This is a genomic window from Nocardia sp. NPDC102475, assembly GCF_055584605.1.
The window spans coordinates 19,940-36,077 of the sequence record NZ_JBVJLS010000014.1 but is presented as its reverse complement, the minus strand read 5'-3'; the positions used below and the strand labels follow the sequence as shown (position 1 = coordinate 36,077).

The following is a 16,138-nucleotide window of genomic DNA, read 5'->3' as shown; positions in this document are numbered from 1 at the left end:
CAGCCCTCCGGCGACGGGAGGAGGACGGATGGGGCCTGATCTTCCGGACGGGCAGGGTGTTGTCTCGAGCGACCTGCGAACAGTCGCCGACGGTGTTTCGAACAGAACCGGTTCGCGACGTGCCGCGCTACTGAGCGCTGCCACCGCCGCCATCGCCGACCTGCTGAATGTCGATGTCGCAAGGGTCTCGACCAATGCGCCGTTCAGCGATCTCGGCCTCAGCTCGCTGCAACTGGCGCGGCTGACGGCGCATCTGGAAGATGCCATGGGAGTCGAGGTTTCGCTCACCACCCTCTACGACCATCCGGACATCGAGCAGCTTGTCGAGTATCTCGCGATGCGATGAGCACCGTCGATACCGCGTCCGTCCGGCCGAATCCGCCGGTATCGATCGTGGGCATCGGCTGCCGGGTGCCCGGCGCGCCGAATGTATCCGAGTTCTGGCGGATGCTGTGCGATGGCCGGGATGCGACTGGTGCACCGCCGCCTGGTCGACCTGGCACGCGTCACGCCGGATATCTCACTGACGTCGACGCATTCGACAACGACTGGTTCGCGATCTCCGGTCGCGAGGCCGCGCTGATGGATCCGCAGCAGCGGCTGGCACTCGAGGTCGCGATCGAGGCGCTCGACGATGCCGGAATCGGCTATCGCACCAGGGGTTCCGGGGCGGCGGTGGTATTCGGTGCATGCGCCTACGATCACGGCATCACGGTGCTCGGCCGCGACGGGCACGATGCGCCGTACGCGGTCACCGGATCGGCGCTCAGCATCATCGCCAACCGGCTGTCCTATGTCCTGGACCTGCACGGACCGAGTCTGGTGGTGGACAGCGCCTGCTCGTCCTCGCTGGCCGCGGTGGATCTCGCGGTGCGTCTGCTGGCCGATGCGGCGGTGCCGTTCGCGATCGTCGGCGGGGTGAACCTCACGCTGCTGCCGCATACCTCGGAGTACCTGGCCGAAGGCGGGTTCCTCGCGCCCGATGGACGGTGCAAACCATTCGATGCCGCTGCCGACGGATACGCCCGCGGTGACGGATGCACCGTGGTGGTGCTGCGGCGCACCGCCGACGCGCTGCGGGACGGGCATCGGGTGTACGCGGAAATCCTCGGCACGGCAGTCGGTTCGGACGGGCGGTCCAACGGGCTGTACGCGCCGAACGGCCGGGCCCAGCAGGAGGTTATTCGTACTGCCTTGGCACGGGCCGGACTCGATCCACATGATGTCGGGTACGTCGAATGCCACGGCACCGGAACACCACTGGGTGATGCGGTGGAGGTGGGTGCGCTCGCCGCGGTAGTCGGCAGCGATGCCGAACCGACCTGGATCGGCTCCCTCAAATCCAATATCGGACATCTGGAGGCGGCCGCCGGAATCACCGGAATGGTCAAGGCGGCGCTGTCCATCCGACACGGCGTAATCCCGCCCACCATCAATTTCCACACCGAGAACCCGCTGCTGAAGCTCACCGAACACGGACTGCGGGTACCGACCGAGCCCGTCGACTGGACCGGCACACCGGTGGGTGCGCGAGGTGCCGGAGTCAGCTCATTCGGATTCGGCGGGACGAATGCGCACGTGGTGCTGCGTGGTCTCGAGGCGGCGCGCCACCGGAGTTATGAACCGCCCGTATTGCTTCCGATCACCGGTCGCGACATTGCGGAGCTGCGGTCGCACGCGTTGCGGTGGGCGGAGTTGTTCGAGCGCATGTCGTCAGACGGCATGAGCGACGATTCGCGAAACAGCATGAGCAATGCTCCACGCAACAGACCCAGCAGCGCCGCGCGTGATCGCATGATCATCGCCTCACGCGGCACCACCAGCATCCCTTCACACGACGGCATCGGCACCGCGTCGGGTAACGACACCAGCACGGCATCGGGCGACGACACCAGCGTCCCTTCGCACAACGGCGCAAGCAGCGTCTCCCGTGTCAGCACCAGTAACCCATGGCACGAGAGCACCGGTCGCACTTCGCGCGAGCGCACGAGCGACTCGCACCAGGGCACGAACAGCGATTCCCGTGGCAGGCCCAGCAGCGCCACGCGCGATGGCATGAGCACAGCTTCGGGTAACGACACCAGTTGCATATCGGACGACAACATCAGCGACCCCTCACACGACGGCGCACCCAGCTCCTCGCGAGGCGACACCGGCAACGCTCGGCGCGAGGGCACCGGTCGGACTTCGCGCGAGCGCACGAGCGACTCGCACCAGGGCACGAACAGCGATTCCCGCGAGGGCGCTAGCGACGATTCACGTGAGCGAACAAGTGGTGATTCACGCGAGCATATAAGTGGCACTTCGCGCGAACGCGCAAGTAGTGATTCACGTGAGCTCACAAGCAGCACTTCACTCGCGGACATGGGCGCAGCGACCAACGCGGTGGCGAGCTACTCGGGTGCAGGCAGTGGTGACCGCGAAATTCTCCGGCAATTCGCGGCTGCTGCGGCACGGTTGATACCTGAGAATGCCCGGGCCGCAGTGGTTGCGCGGGACCTGGACGATGCGGTGGATCAGTTGCGGGCGTTGGCGGGTGGGGAGTCCGGGGGCGGAGTGATCGGTGCTGGTTCGGTGCGGCGTCGGGGTGGTGTGCTGTTCCTGTTCTCTGGGCAGGGTGGGCAGTATTCCAAGATGGGGCGGGGTCTGGCGGCTCGTTATCCGGTATTCGCGCAGGCGGTGACCGCTGCCGCGGATGCGATTGCGGCGGCGGGTGGCGGGCGAGTTTGGACACCGCGCAACGGGTTCGCGCTCAGCGGTGCGGCGAGCAACGGCAGCAGTGCGACCGAACTCGTACAACCGGCGATCTTCGTATTCCAGGTGGCGCTCGCCGAACTGCTCGCCGCGTGGGGGATCGAACCGGATGCGGTGGTCGGGCACAGTCTCGGCGAGGTGGCCGGGGCGGCGGTGAGCGGTGCGTTATCGCTTTCGGATGCGGCCCGAGTCGTGGTGCAGCGCAGCAGGATTCTGGCGCGGCTCGACGGGCACGGTGCGATGGCAGTGCTGGAGGCGACGGCGGATGAGGCGGCGCGGCTGGTCGAGCCACTGCACGCGACGGTAGCGGTCGCGGCGATCAATGGACCGCGTTCGGTGGTGATCTCCGGTGCGCCGCGCTACATCGACGCGCTCGTGCGCCGAGCCAAACGCAGGCAGATATTCGCGCAACGGATCGCGGTCGACTTCGCCGCACACAGTCCACAGGTAAGCGCGCTCCTCCCCGAATTCGTCGACACGCTCGGCGGACTCACCGCGCAGGTGCCGCGCGTCCCGGTGTACTCCACGACGCGTCGACGCGAAACGATCACCACGGCCGCGATGGATGCCGGCTACTGGGCCGAAAATGCCTCGAGAACCGTCGACTTGGCCGCCGCGCTGCAAAAAGCCGCCGACGACGGATTCGCGACGGTGCTCGAAATCGCACCCCATCCGGTCCTGACACCCGCGATCCGTGAGTTCCCCGAATTCGCCGACGCCACCCACACGGTGACCACCCGCGACAACGAGGCCGGAACCTTCCTGACCTGCCTCGCCAACCTCTACCTCGAAGGCCGCCCGTTGAATTGGGCCGCGAACGGCCCCTTCACCACACCCCCGCCCGCACGCGAATGGTCCCACCGCCGGTTCCCCCTGATCACCACCCTCGAGCCCGGCACCACCCGCGTCGCGGCGACTGAACCACGTACTACCCATCGCAGTGCCGCCGAACCCGCTGTCAACGGCCACGCTGTCAACGACTCCTCGGTCTCCGACTTCGGCGCGGGGATCGGAGTCGATGTCGTCCGCAGCGGTCGAGATACCCACGACCCGACCACAACCACCCAGCTCGCGGCTCCGCGCGACCGAAATGCCCAGGACGCGAACACGACCATCGGGCACGACACTGGTGGTGGTGCCCTCGACTCGAACACCACCGCCCGACCCGATACCGCTCGCGACCGAGACAACCACGACACGAACACGACCACCGGACGCGACACCATTCGCAGCCGAACTGCCCAGAGCGCGGACAAACCCACCGGTTTCGACATCGGTGGCGGCCCCGACTGGAACACAACCACCCCTCTCGGCCGAGACATCCACGCCACGAACACAACCAGTGGTTTCGACATCAGTCGCAGTCGACATGCCGTCGATCCGGGCGCATCCAGCGTCGTCATCGCTGAATCCGAATTCCCCGCCGACGATCTCCACGATCACGTGGTGCAGGGTGTCCAGACTGTCCCCGCGGTCTTCTGGCTGCTCAGACTCATCGGCCTGGCTGGGGCCGGGCGGGCGATCAGTGATTTCGTGGTGCATGAGCGGACCGGGCTTGCCGCGCTGTCCGCTGTCACTTATCGAGCCGGTGGTGCTGGAAGGTTGCAGGCGGAGGTCACAGGCGCCGGGACGCTGGCTTCGGCACGGTTGGCCGGTGACCCCACACCCGGGGATATCGTCGCATGGATGCGGGTGGTCGATGCAAATCGGGCCGCCCGTCGGCGGATGCGAGTGCTCACGCCAGGTGTTTTCTATGACTCGTTGCGGGCACGGCAACTCGACTACGGTCCCGGCTTCCGCACGCTGCGCGAAATCGAGGCCGGGCCCGATTGTGCGGTGGGGTCGTTCGATTCCGCCCCGCTGCGGCGCTCGTCGACCCTCGACAGCTGCCTGCATCTGCTCGCCGCCGCGAGCTGGGACCACTTGCCCGCCGATGCCATTCCAATGCCGATCGGCATCGAATCCGCCTGGCTGTCCGCCGAACCGGATCTGGTTCTGCTGGAAGCCCATGCGCTCGTGCGTGATCGATCGACGACCGGACTGACCGGCGACATCATCGGCACCGATCAGCACGGCGTCCCCGTGCTCGCGCTGTCGGGTGTCCGCATACGTTTCGCGACGGTCGAATCCACAACGCAGGTCGGCCCGTTCCGCCATGAAACATGGATCCCATACCTTCGCCACGCCGAGGGCAACGGCCAGCGCAATAGAACTACGAATCCGCAGCGCGCCTTGGTTATCGGCGAATCCCAGCTCGCCATCCGGCTCGCCAGAGAACTCGACCGCACCCTGCCCACCGAACGCGTCGCCCGTGAACCGGATGCCGCCGGTCCGATCGTCTCCGCCGTACTCGCCGGACGCACCGGCACCGCCAACACGGCAGTCGTCGTGGTCTGGCCCACCGAACCCGGCGCGACTCACACCGGCCACGACATCGAGTCCGCGATCAGTGCCACCGCTACCACCGGACGCGTGCTGGACCTGCTCCAACGCGTCCAATCCGAGGACACCACAGCATCTTTGACGATCGTCCTCCCGGAACCCGGCGCGACCGACCGCCAACCGTCCGCTCGGAGCCGACAGCACAGCTCGCCGGACAAAACGATCACGCCGATGGCGGTAGCCGGTTTGGTGCGATCGATGCAGCTCGAATCGGGCCGCGAAGTGCGGCTCGTATGGACCGATACGTCACCGTCCACAGTGTCCCGACTGCAAGAACTCATCGCCACCGCGCATGCGCTCCCCGATGAGCTCCGTATCTCCGGCGACGCCGTCACGGCACGCCGCTTCATCCCCACCCGTCCCCGATCGACCACCCCGACGCCGATCGACCCCAACGGCACCTATGTGGTCACCGGCGGATTGGGTGCGCTCGGTTCGGTCGCGGTGCGCTGGCTGCTCGATGCCGGTGCCCACGATGTCGTGGTGCTCACCCGCGCACCCAGACCGGTGCCCGCACTCCTGGACGGACTCGAGGACCGGATAGTCGTGGTGCGCTGCGACGCCGCCGACCGCAGCGATCTCGCCAACGCGCTCGACGATGTTCGCGAATGCGGTTCCACCATCCGGGGCGTCGTCCATGCCGCAGGCGCACTCGAAGACGCTGGCTTCGAAGCCGCAACCGCCCGCCAACTCTCGCGCATGTTCGCACCGAAACCCATCGCCGCGAACAACCTCATAGAACTCACCGCCACCGACCCAACCGACTTCGTGCTGCTGTTCTCCTCGGCCACCGGTGCACTGGGCGCACCCGGACAGGCCGCTTACGCCAGCGCGAATGCCGCAATGGACGCACTCGCTCACAGACATCCGGGTCGGCGCGTATTGAGCATCGGCTGGGGCGTCTGGGATTCGGGCCTCACCGAGAGCGCGGGTGGTGCGGCACATCTGCGGCGCGCCGGTATCTCCGCATTCGATATCCCACGCGGCACCGAATTACTCGCCCAGACCATGTATTACAACGAGCCCTACCTGCTCGCCCTCGACTACACGCCGACTGCCGATCCCGACCCGGTCGCCACCCGCCTGCGAAATCTGCTCACCGACCAACCGATAAACGTCCCCGCGTCGCCGAACCCGATACCGCCGCGTCCGTCCGAACCACTCACCACGACCATCCGCACCGCTCTCGCCGCCACCCTCGACTTGACCTCCGACCACGTCGATCCGGAAGCCGATTTCAACGAATTGGGCCTGAGCTCCCTGCTCGGCATAGAAATGCGCCGACACCTCGAATCCCGCCTCAATATCCGCATCTCGACCGCAGAACTGTTCCAACACCCCACCGTCACCGCACTCGGCGCGGCCCTGGCCGACCGAGTCGCCGCCGCGAAGTCCGATGGGGTGCTGTGACTTCTCCGAACACGACCCTGCCGACCGCTGCACTGGCGGTCCGGGTCGCCGAGTGGGCACGAACCAGACCCAATGACAATGCGTACACCGAATTGCGTTATCGCGGACCGGATTGCACTCCGGTCACACTGACCTACGAACAACTGCACCACGCGGCGGGCGCGCAAGCCCAAAGGCTCAGGGCAACAACCGATCCCGGTGATCGAGTGGCGATTCTCTGTGCCCACGGAATCGACTACGTCATAGCCTTTCTCGCCTGCCTCTACAGCAATCGCATTGCGGTGCCACTATTTCCGCCGACGGGCAACAGAAACCGGAACCGACTCGAAGGTGTACTCGCCGATGCTCGGCCCGCGTCCAGCCTGATCTCGGCGACCGACACCACTACCAGCGAGATCTTCGGTCCGGCCCTGGGCCGAGTGCTGATACTCGCACCGGAATCCACCCCGGCAGCCGACCCGATCATCGATCGAACAGAGACGGCCTATCTCCAGTACACGTCCGGATCGACCAAGACCCCGGCAGGCGTCGAAGTAACCCACGCGAATCTCGCTGCGGCACTGGATCAATTGTGGACGGCGGTGCCCGCAGTGCGCACCGAACCCATCGTCTCCTGGCTCCCGTTCTTCCACGATATGGGCTTGATCCTGGCCCTTTCACTACCGCTCTACTCCGGCGTGCACGGCGTGACCATGGCACCGGCCGAATTCGTGAAACGCCCCATCCGCTGGCTGCGCGCCCTCAGCGACTACCGTGCCGGCGCCACCGGCAGCCCCAATTTCGGCCTGACCCTGGCGGTCTCGGCAACCACCCCCGCCGAACGCGCGGGCCTGGACCTATCCCACCTCGACGCACTCCTCAACGGAGCCGAACCGATCCGCGCCGAGGCCCTGACCGCCTTCACCGAAACCTTTGCCCCCTACGGATTCCGACACCACGCCCACACACCGGGCTTCGGCCTGGCCGAGGCCACACTCTCGGTCACTGTATGCGAGCAGTCGACCGAACCCGTCACACATCGATTCGACCGAACCGATTTGGCACAGGGCCGCGCACATCCCGCACAAGAAGGTGTTCCACTGGTCAGCTGCGGCGTACCCGCAGGTCAGCGAGTCGCGGTGATAGAGCCCAACGAGCACACCGAGGTCGCGGTGGGCACCGTCGGCGAGATCTGGGTCTGCGGCCCCAATGTCTGCGCCGGTTACTACAACAATCCGATCGCCACCGCGGCGACTTTCCGGGCCACCATGTCCGGAAGTGACGAATCCTGGCTGCGCACGGGCGATCTCGGGTTCTGGCACGAGGGACAGCTCTATATCGCGGGCAGGCTCGAGGACCTCATCATCATCGATGGCCGCAACCACTATCCGGCCGATATCGAATCCACGGTTTCGGACTGTGCTCCCGAACTGCGCGTCGGCCACGTGACCGCATTCGGCCACGATGACGGCCAGCGCGAGCATCTGGTGGTCGTCGCCGAACTCGCCGACACGGCGGCCACCGGATCAGCGGAACTGGCCCGCCGCATCCGCAATGCCATCGCTGCCGCCCATGAGGTGACACCGGGGGCCGTCGTTCTGGTCGAACCGGGCCGGATTCCGAAGACCTCCAGCGGCAAATTGCGCCGCGGCGAATGCCGAGCGCTCTACCGCGCGGGCCACCTGACCCAGCCATAGTGGAAACACCCGCCGACCTCCCCCAGCTCGTCCACATCGGGCACGATGATGGGCGAATGGCGACCGCAATCATCCCCGTGACATGGAAAGACCAACCGGAAGAACACGATTACCCGGCAGCCGCGGACTATCTGGAGCTGCTCGCCGCGCCGGACGTGGTCGACGCCGTGATCGCGGGACTGCGCGCCGCACCGGTTGTGCACAAGAAGGCCAAGGACATCCTGCGGGCGGCCGGACTCGAACTGGTGTCGGCCGAGAATCCGTATGTCCGCCGCGATCTCATCAAGATCAATAATCGCAAGTCGCTATCGCCGATCCTGCTGGTGCGCGGCGACTTCCGCACCGGCGCGCCCATGGTGATCGCCGATGGCTACCACCGCGTGTGCGCCGTGCACTGGGCCGATGAGAATATCGCCATCCCGGCGAAGATAGCCGCCATGCCGCAATGACCTTCGCAACCCTCGCCCTGGTCATCGCGCTAGGACTGTGCGGACCGCTGCTCGCACTGCGGCAGAACTGGCACATCCCGGCGATCCTGGGTGAACTGCTCGCGGGCATTGTCTTCGGCACCACCGGATTCGGCATCCTGCACCCCGCCGACCCGATCTTCACCTTTCTCGCCGATATGGGTTTCGCGGTGGTCATGTTCGTCGCGGGCACCCACGTCCCGGTGCGTGATCCGGCGGTTCGCTCGGCACTCGGTAAGGGCGCGGTCCGGGCCGTCCTGGTCGGATTGCTCGCCGTCGCAGCCGGATTCGGGCTGGCCCGCTGGTTCGGAACCGGACACGGTGCGGTCTACGCGGTGCTGATGGCGTCCTCATCGGCGGCGCTGGTGCTGCCGATCATCGACTCGGCCGGTCTGTCGGGAAAGCCGGTACTTGCCCTCACCGCCCAGGTCGCGATCGCCGATACCGCCTGCGTGGTGGCGCTGCCGCTGGTGATCGATCCGGCGAATGCGAGCCGCGCGGCGCTCGGCGCCGTCGCGGTGGCGGCGGCCGCCACTGTGCTGTTCCTGGTGCTGCGCAAGCTGGAGCTGTCGGGTCGGCGGCGACGAGTGCATCGACTGTCCGAGAAGCGCGCATTCGCCCTGGAACTGCGGGTCAGTCTCGCGGTGCTGTTCGCCCTGTGCGCATTGGCAACCCAGACCCGGGTGTCGATCATGCTCGCCGGATTCGCCACCGGACTCGCGGTCGCCGGAATCGGTGAGCCGCGGCGCGTGGCCCGGCAACTCTTCGCCATCAATGACGGCTTCCTCGGCCCACTGTTCTTCGTCTGGCTGGGCGCCCGGCTCAACTTGCGCGAATTCGGCGACCACCCGCGGCTCATCGGGCTCGGTCTCGCACTGGGTATCGGCGCGGTGCTGGTACACCTGAGCACCCGCGTCGCAGGTCAGCCGATCGCCTTCGGCATCCTCGCGGCGGCCCAGGTCGGCGTCCCGGTTGCCGCCGTCACCGTCGGCTCGCAACTACACGTCCTGGTGCCCGGCGAAGCATCCGCGATGATGCTCGGCGCCCTGTGCACCATCGCCGCCGCAGCACTAGCGGCCAGCCGAATCGCAACCCGCAACGCAAAATCCGATGTGAATTAGCGTCTCAGTCATCAGTGCGGCCGAGCAGACGGTCCGTCTCGCGACGTTCCCGCTTGGTGGGTCGACCGGAGCCGCGGTCGCGGCGCGGCATGCCCACGAGAATCTCCCGAGGCGGCGGCGGAGGGCTGCGGTCGATCAAGCACTGCGCGGCGATCGGCGGACCGACGCGCTTAGTGATGACGCGCTCCACGATGACAATGCGTTCGATGCCACCGGCTCGCACGCGGACCTCGTCACCGGGGCGAACCGGTTGGGCTGGTTTGGCAGTAACACCATTCACCCGGACGTGGCCTCCGCGGCAGGCTTCCGCAGCCGCTGACCTGGTCTTGAAAATACGCACCGCCCACGTCCAGGAGTCCACGCGGGCCTGGTTCGGGGCGGTGTTCTTGGTAGTCGGTTGGGCGGATGCCACCCTTAGACCATACGGCGTGCCGTCACAACCATGTCGGGGCGCAGGGGGGTGTAGGACACCGGCTGACCGGACTGGACCGCATTGAGCAGCTTGCCATCGCCTGCGTACAGGCCGACGTGGCCGCCACCGTTGGTCACCACGATATCGCCGGGCTGCAGGTCCTCGAATGCGACCGGAGCGCCGACGTGCGACTGTTCGAAGCTGGTGCGCGGCAGTTCGATACCGGCCTGCTTGTAGGCCCACTGGACCAGACCCGAGCAGTCGAAGCTGAACGGTCCGGAGGCACCCCAGGAGTACTGCGCGCCGACCTTGCTCTTGGCGGCGTCCAACGCGACGTCACTGGCGGTGTTGTGGAACATCTGCGGCATGGCCGGGGCGAACAAGCCGGGGAGCGACGGCGCGGCCTGCGGGGCAACGGCCTCCGGGGCGGGTGCGGCGGGCATCGAGGCGAGTGCCTCGGTGAGCTGCTTACCCAGATCCTGGGCCTGCTGGTCGAATTCCTGCGGAACCGGGACGTCGAAATCGCCGATCCCCGGGATATTGATGGTGGCCGCCATCGCGGGGATCGCGGGCATCGCACCAGTAGATGCGGCGACCGCGCCCATGACGAGCGCACCCTTGACGGAATTCGGTAGCCGCGATTCCCGCTGCAAGCTGTGTTTACCCACCGAGCCGAGTCTCCGATCTTTCTGCTCTCCCGCCGACCGGGTCAGCTGTCGGTTCGGACCGGCAGAACGGCCCCAACTCCCAGTTGAATCTCTGGGTCCCGGTACGGCAGCCGGAATTGGTGGTCCCGACAGCCGTTTTGGCGGTAACTCAGTGGCGCCGCTTCTCTTCCGAACCGACAGACTCCACTGGGTCACGAAGAGATTACGGCCAGGACGCGGTGTTGTCCAGCGCACAGACCAGCCTCTTCGTGGATGATCGAAAATCCCAGGACGAGCGGCGCAATTGCGACACGCCAAAATGGTCACGACACGGTATCGGTGGCGCAATGCGTGTTATCGAATCGAAGTCCCATTGGAAGTGACGCCGCGCCCACCGGATTCGCGATCCACCTATCTGCTACCCGTCGGATCCGGCACTTCGCTGACCGAGTGCCCGCTCCAGCTCATCGATCCGCCGCCGCGCATCGGCCAAGCCGACCTCCAGCCGACCGAGCGCCACCACCAGCGGCCCCACCGCGATATCCGCGACGAGTTGCGGATCGTCGAGGCCGCCTTCGATCGCCTCCAGAATGTTGGACCGGATGTGGCCGGCCACAGGGGCTTCGGCGGGAACTTTCCAGGACTCGACCAACTCGGCAAGGGTGGGGAGTGGTTCCGTGGGCATGCCCCTCAGCATGCGATAGTTCGCTAGCAATATCTAGGACACGCCTTATATATGGCCAGATTCGGCTGACGAAACGCGCTACGGTGTCTGGGCATGGACCCCGTGCGGAATCCGTATGCTCCCGGAGCCGGACAGCGCCCACCCGAATTGGCCGGGCGCGATAAGCAACTCAAGGCCTTCGACGTTGTACTGGAGCGGATCGCGCGTGGTCGGCCGGAACGCAGCGTCATGCTCACCGGATTGCGCGGTGTCGGAAAGACCGTGCTGCTCAACCAACTTCGCTCCGCCGCGGGCTCACGCGGTTGGGGCACAGGCAAAATCGAGGCCCGCCCGGATCAGGAACTGCGCCGCCCGCTGTCGTCGGCACTGCATATGGCCGTCCGTGCGATAGCCATGGCACACCGCAACCAGGAGCGCGTCGACGACTTCCTCGGCATACTCAAGGCTTTCGCGCTGCGCTCCACCGCCGATAAGGGCATGCGGGAGCGCTGGCAGCCCGGTATCGACGTACCCGCGGTCACCGGTCGAGCCGACTCCGGCGATATCGAGATCGATCTGATCGAGCTGCTCAAGGAGGCGGCCGCGCTGGCCAGCGATATCAACGTCGGCATCGCGGTCTTCATCGACGAAATGCAGGATCTCGGTCCCGCCGATATCTCCGCGATCTGCGGCGCCTGTCACGAATTGAGCCAGGACACCGCACCTTTGATCGTGGTCGGCGCCGGGCTGCCGCACCTACCCGCGGTGCTGTCCGCCTCGAAGAGCTACTCCGAGCGACTGTTCAGCTACCACCGCATCGACCGGCTGGACCGCGAATCGGCGGATCAAGCCCTCATCGCACCGGCCGAGCGCGAAGAGGTGAAGTTCACCGAGGAAGCGCTGGATGCCCTGTACCAGAGGGCGGATGGCTATCCGTACTTCGTGCAGGCCTACGGCAAAGCCGCTTGGGATCAGGCGCCCGAGAGCCCGATCACCGCCGAGGATGTCGAGGTGGCGGCACCGAGCGCCGAAGAGGAACTGGCCGTCGGATTCTTCGGTTCCCGGTACGAGCGCGCCACCCCGGCCGAACGCGAATATATGCGCGCCATGGCCGATTTGGCGGGCGACGACGGTCCGGTACCGACCGCGGCGGTGGCCAATGAGCTCGGCCGCAAACCCGCCTCGCTGTCACCGGCCCGCGACGGTTTGATCAAGAAGGGACTTATCTATTCGGCCGAGCGCGGCACCATCGGGTTCACGGTGCCGCACTTCGGTCGCTATCTGCGCAGCGTGTAGCCGAAAGCTCAGAACGGCAAGGGATAGCGGTAGTCGCAATTCCCCTGCGACGTGCACGCATTCTGCAGCGACCGCCACGTGGCCGGGCCGACCACGCCGTCGTCGTAAATGCCAACGGCCCGTTGGAAGTTCCGCACCGCAGCCTTGGTCTTCGGCCCGAACTTACCGTCGACATCGACCTGGCCGTTGCCATAGCTGAAGGTCAGGAAGGCCTGGACCGCCGCGACACACGGCCCCTGGTTGCGCACCCCCTCCTGCAGGGTCGGCCTGGCCGCCAGGCACTGATCGATCGATGCCGGGTACTGGACCTCGGCATGTGCGGGCGCCGCGATGGCGGCGGTTCCGGCGACCGCGGCGACCCCGATGGCCGCTGCGGCAATCGCCCGGCGAATCCGATGAGCGCCGGAAAGCTGTGCTGCGTACATGATGTTCCTCGTGGTGCGCGAAGCCTCACCCCTGCTGGCGAAGCTGGTAGCGCCAAGTTAGGAAGCGCGACCAATGACAGACCAACGAAGTACTCACGCCCGCAGCTCAGGCCAGCGGTCGCCGCACCTCGAGCAGCACCGACCCGATCCGGATGCGGTCCCCGTGCACCAGCGCGGCCCGACCCCGAATGCGCTGGTCATTGACGTACACGCCATTGGCCGACCCACGATCCTCGATCCGGGCCGCAGCACCGTCCAACACAACGCTCGCGTGATGCCGACTGGTCTTCGCATCCTCGAGCCGGATGTCGTTATCCGCACTGCGACCGATCGTCATACCCGCCCCGGTCACCTCGAAGCGCCTGCCGTCATCGACGTACAACAGCACGTGGCCGAGCGTCTCCAGCAGCGTCGATCCATCGGTATCCACACTGAGGCGCAAGCGAATTCGGCCCCGGTTCGGCAGCGGTTCATGGCGCAGGATCCGCTGTTCGAGCCCGGTCAACCGGTCACCCGGATTCATTCCCCGATCCCGCAATATTCGGCGCACCGCCCGACATGCCTCCAGCGCATCGCCGTCGCGCCCCGATTCGTACAGTGCCGTGATCAGTTGGGCCCACAGGGTTTCGCGCAGTGGATGGCGTGCGGTCAGCGCGCGCAGTTCCCTGATGACCTCGGCGGCACGGCCCGCGGCGATCTCCAGATCCAGCCGCGCCTCCAGCGTGCGCTGTCGCTCCTCGTCCATATGTGCGCAGAACGCCTCGACGAAGGTGGACATCGGCAACCCGTCCAGGGCCGCGCCGCTCCATTCCCCGAGTGCCCGCAGGAAGTGCTCGGCGGCATGTTCGTGCTCACCGCTGTCGAAGGCGGCCATCGCCTCGGTCCTGGCCTGTTCGAAACGGCCGAGATCGCATTGCTCGTCGCGAATGTCGAGACAGTAGTTGCCGGAACTGTCGGTGCGCAATATCGCGGTCGCGGCCACATCGGCGGCCTGCAGCGAGGCCCGCAGTTCGGCGATGCGATTGTGCAGGTTCGCGCGAAAACTGGGCGGTGGGTCACCATCCCAGATGGTGTTCGCCAACCGCGTCGGCGAGATGGCATTGCGCCGGTTGACGACCAGAACCGCGAGCATCGCCCTGGTCAGCGGTCCGCCGACGGCGAGCGGACGACCCGAGACGTACCACCGGACCGGACCGAGGATGCGTACATCGAGCGGCGTCTCGGCACCGGGTGTCATGGCGCCGGTACGCATCGGCCGTCGAAGGCGCCGTCGGCGACCCGAAATACCGGCCACTGGATGGCTTTCGCCCGCGTCTCCGGTCCGTAGATGCCGTCGACCGCGGCGCCGTGGTCGACCTGCAGATGCCGAATGGCGCGCTTCATCGGCGTGTCGTACACCGTCGTCGCATCCAGTTCGATGCCGTGGCACATGGTCAGCGCCTGCCGCAAGGCCAGCACCGAATCGCCTCGATCGCCGTCATTGAGCGCGCAGCGCGAATCGTCGTGATCGGCTGCTCCGCTGGGCAATTCGAGATAGAAGTCGGTGCCGATCGGTACCCGCACCCGCCAATAGCACCGCAGCAGGCCCGTCTTCGCAGCGCTCGTCTGCGGCGGCGTCGTGGGGGTCGCGCCATCGGACCGATTGGCAGTCGGCCAGACAGCGATCATCACTGCTGCCACGGCAACGACAGCGATTGCCCCGAGTGCGGCGATGCGGCCACGCGGACGACGCACCAGGCCGGACAACCCCGACCGGTACGGCCAGCGTTCGGTATCGCTGACCGCCAGCTCGACGGCCCGCGCGAATTCCACACAGGTCTGATACCGCCGCTCCGGCTCCGCCGCCATCGCCCGCGCGATCACCTCTTCCAGCGCCGGCGGCACATCCGGACGCACTCGAGTCGGCGCGAGCGTATCCCGCACCGTTCGCGTGCCGGCCGGCGACGGCGAACCCCCATTCGGATTCGCGCCGGTCAGCAGCGCCGACAAGGTGGCGCCCAGGGAATAGATATCCGCCCGGCGATCGACCGCGAGACCGCGCAGCACCTCCGGCGCGGCGAAGGCGGGAGTGCAAGCGCGCCAACCCGTTTCGGTTACCGTCGCGGCATCCTCGACGGTGCGGGCCAGCCCGAAATCGGCGACCAGTACGCGTTCACCGTCGGCGCCGTCGGCGACCAGGATGTTCGACGGTTTGACATCACGGTGCAGCAGATTCTGCTCATGCGCGTGATGCAGCCCCTTCGCGGCCTCGCACACGATGCGCGCCGCCCGGTTCGGCGCCAATCCGCCGGGCTCGGAGTGCATGAGCTCGCTCGCATCGGTGCCATCCACATACTGCATCGCCATCCACAGGGCCTCGCCCTCCTCGCCCCGGTTGTAGACCGAAACGACATTCGGATGGTCCAGGCGGCACACCAGATCGGCCTCACGCCGGAAGATGCTGCGATAACGATGATCAGCCCCGAGATTCTTGGCTAGTACTTTGAGTGCCACCTGCCTCGGCAGGGCCGGATCATCGGCCAGATAGACCGCTCCCATTCCGCCGGAACCGAGCGGCCGCACAATCGAATACCCTGCGAATACCTGCCCGGACCGCAATGACATCCCCACCCTCCAAGGGAATTCGGACCACGTTGTCCGGCGCGTTTCAGCCCACTACCCCACATCCGAAGCTTGGTGTCAAGACAACTCCGGCACCCGGTGCACGGCAAGCGTCAGCTGACCCTTTCGAGCGATCCGCAAGCAATCGCTAGGGCATATCTGCCTGTCTATCAAGATCATCAGAGATTGATAGATAACGCTCCACCTCAACATCTACCGGCTG

12 protein-coding genes are annotated in these 16,138 nt (G+C 66.4%); 6 read left to right on the top strand and 6 right to left on the bottom strand.

What is annotated here, in order from left to right; translation table 11 throughout:
- Positions 1-28 precede the first annotated feature (28 nt).
- The 5 genes from ACZ60G_RS24615 to ACZ60G_RS24595 are packed head-to-tail and all read left to right on the top strand — an operon-like array spanning position 29 to position 9,870.
- Positions 29-346 carry an acyl carrier protein gene (locus ACZ60G_RS24615; RefSeq protein WP_465812622.1) on the top strand — a complete coding sequence of 106 codons (318 nt, stop codon included), beginning with the start codon at positions 29-31 and terminating at the stop codon, positions 344-346.
- The gene (locus ACZ60G_RS24610; RefSeq protein ID WP_465812620.1) at positions 343-6,606 is read left to right on the top strand and encodes an SDR family NAD(P)-dependent oxidoreductase; all 6,264 of its coding nucleotides are present in this window, start codon (positions 343-345) and stop codon (positions 6,604-6,606) included. Before ACZ60G_RS24615 ends, ACZ60G_RS24610 begins: the two co-directional genes overlap by 4 nt.
- Positions 6,603-8,282 (top strand): fatty acyl-AMP ligase, encoded by a 1,680-nt coding sequence (locus ACZ60G_RS24605; RefSeq protein WP_465812618.1) that lies wholly within the window; start codon positions 6,603-6,605, stop codon positions 8,280-8,282. Before ACZ60G_RS24610 ends, ACZ60G_RS24605 begins: the two co-directional genes overlap by 4 nt.
- A 56-nt stretch (positions 8,283-8,338) precedes the next feature.
- On the top strand, positions 8,339-8,731 hold the full coding sequence (locus ACZ60G_RS24600; protein ID WP_465812616.1) for a hypothetical protein: 393 nt from the start codon (positions 8,339-8,341) through the stop codon (positions 8,729-8,731).
- On the top strand, positions 8,728-9,870 hold the full coding sequence (locus tag ACZ60G_RS24595; RefSeq protein ID WP_465812615.1) for a cation:proton antiporter: 1,143 nt from the start codon (positions 8,728-8,730) through the stop codon (positions 9,868-9,870). Before ACZ60G_RS24600 ends, ACZ60G_RS24595 begins: the two co-directional genes overlap by 4 nt.
- 4 nt (positions 9,871-9,874) lie before the next feature.
- Here the strand turns inward: ACZ60G_RS24595 and ACZ60G_RS24590 are convergent, their stop codons facing one another.
- The 3 genes from ACZ60G_RS24590 to ACZ60G_RS24580 form a co-directional block, all read right to left on the bottom strand.
- Positions 9,875-10,282 carry an RNA-binding S4 domain-containing protein gene (locus tag ACZ60G_RS24590; RefSeq protein WP_465812613.1) on the bottom strand — a complete coding sequence of 136 codons (408 nt, stop codon included), beginning with the start codon at positions 10,280-10,282 and terminating at the stop codon, positions 9,875-9,877.
- A gap of 2 nt (positions 10,283-10,284) precedes the next feature.
- Positions 10,285-10,887 (bottom strand): C40 family peptidase, encoded by a 603-nt coding sequence (locus tag ACZ60G_RS24585; RefSeq protein ID WP_397044120.1) that lies wholly within the window; start codon positions 10,885-10,887, stop codon positions 10,285-10,287.
- Between the two features lie 460 nt (positions 10,888-11,347).
- Positions 11,348-11,614: a hypothetical protein gene (locus ACZ60G_RS24580; RefSeq protein WP_465812611.1), complete on the bottom strand. Its 267-nt coding sequence runs from the start codon at positions 11,612-11,614 to the stop codon at positions 11,348-11,350.
- 93 nt (positions 11,615-11,707) lie between these two features.
- Between ACZ60G_RS24580 and ACZ60G_RS24575 the strand changes: the two genes are divergently transcribed.
- Positions 11,708-12,889 carry an ATP-binding protein gene (locus ACZ60G_RS24575; RefSeq protein ID WP_063042559.1) on the top strand — a complete coding sequence of 394 codons (1,182 nt, stop codon included), beginning with the start codon at positions 11,708-11,710 and terminating at the stop codon, positions 12,887-12,889.
- 8 nt (positions 12,890-12,897) lie between these two features.
- On the opposite strand, the gene ACZ60G_RS24570 is transcribed toward ACZ60G_RS24575, so the two are convergent.
- The 3 genes from ACZ60G_RS24570 to ACZ60G_RS24560 all read right to left on the bottom strand — a co-directional run bounded on the left by ACZ60G_RS24570 (position 12,898) and on the right by ACZ60G_RS24560 (position 15,918).
- On the bottom strand, positions 12,898-13,314 hold the full coding sequence (locus ACZ60G_RS24570) for a peptidoglycan-binding domain-containing protein (RefSeq protein ID WP_465812609.1): 417 nt from the start codon (positions 13,312-13,314) through the stop codon (positions 12,898-12,900).
- Positions 13,315-13,420: 106 nt separating this feature from the next.
- Positions 13,421-14,551, bottom strand: coding sequence for a BTAD domain-containing putative transcriptional regulator (locus ACZ60G_RS24565; protein ID WP_465812607.1), 1,131 nt, complete (start codon positions 14,549-14,551; stop codon positions 13,421-13,423).
- Entirely contained in the window at positions 14,548-15,918 is a 1,371-nt protein-coding gene (locus ACZ60G_RS24560) for a serine/threonine-protein kinase (protein WP_465812605.1), read from the bottom strand. Before ACZ60G_RS24560 ends, ACZ60G_RS24565 begins: the two co-directional genes overlap by 4 nt.
- Positions 15,919-16,138: the final 220 nt, after the last annotated feature.

Coding starts and splice junctions, on each gene's coding strand:
- ACZ60G_RS24615 (WP_465812622.1), top strand. CDS start 29: ATGGGGCCTGATCTTCCGGACGGGCAGGGTGTTGTCTCGAGCGACCTG.
- ACZ60G_RS24610 (WP_465812620.1), top strand. CDS start 343: ATGAGCACCGTCGATACCGCGTCCGTCCGGCCGAATCCGCCGGTATCG.
- ACZ60G_RS24600 (WP_465812616.1), top strand. CDS start 8,339: ATGGCGACCGCAATCATCCCCGTGACATGGAAAGACCAACCGGAAGAA.
- ACZ60G_RS24595 (WP_465812615.1), top strand. CDS start 8,728: ATGACCTTCGCAACCCTCGCCCTGGTCATCGCGCTAGGACTGTGCGGA.
- ACZ60G_RS24585 (WP_397044120.1), bottom strand. CDS start 10,887: ATGGGCGCGGTCGCCGCATCTACTGGTGCGATGCCCGCGATCCCCGCG.
- ACZ60G_RS24580 (WP_465812611.1), bottom strand. CDS start 11,614: ATGCCCACGGAACCACTCCCCACCCTTGCCGAGTTGGTCGAGTCCTGG.
- ACZ60G_RS24575 (WP_063042559.1), top strand. CDS start 11,708: ATGGACCCCGTGCGGAATCCGTATGCTCCCGGAGCCGGACAGCGCCCA.
- ACZ60G_RS24570 (WP_465812609.1), bottom strand. CDS start 13,314: ATGTACGCAGCACAGCTTTCCGGCGCTCATCGGATTCGCCGGGCGATT.
- ACZ60G_RS24565 (WP_465812607.1), bottom strand. CDS start 14,551: ATGACACCCGGTGCCGAGACGCCGCTCGATGTACGCATCCTCGGTCCG.
- ACZ60G_RS24560 (WP_465812605.1), bottom strand. CDS start 15,918: ATGTCATTGCGGTCCGGGCAGGTATTCGCAGGGTATTCGATTGTGCGG.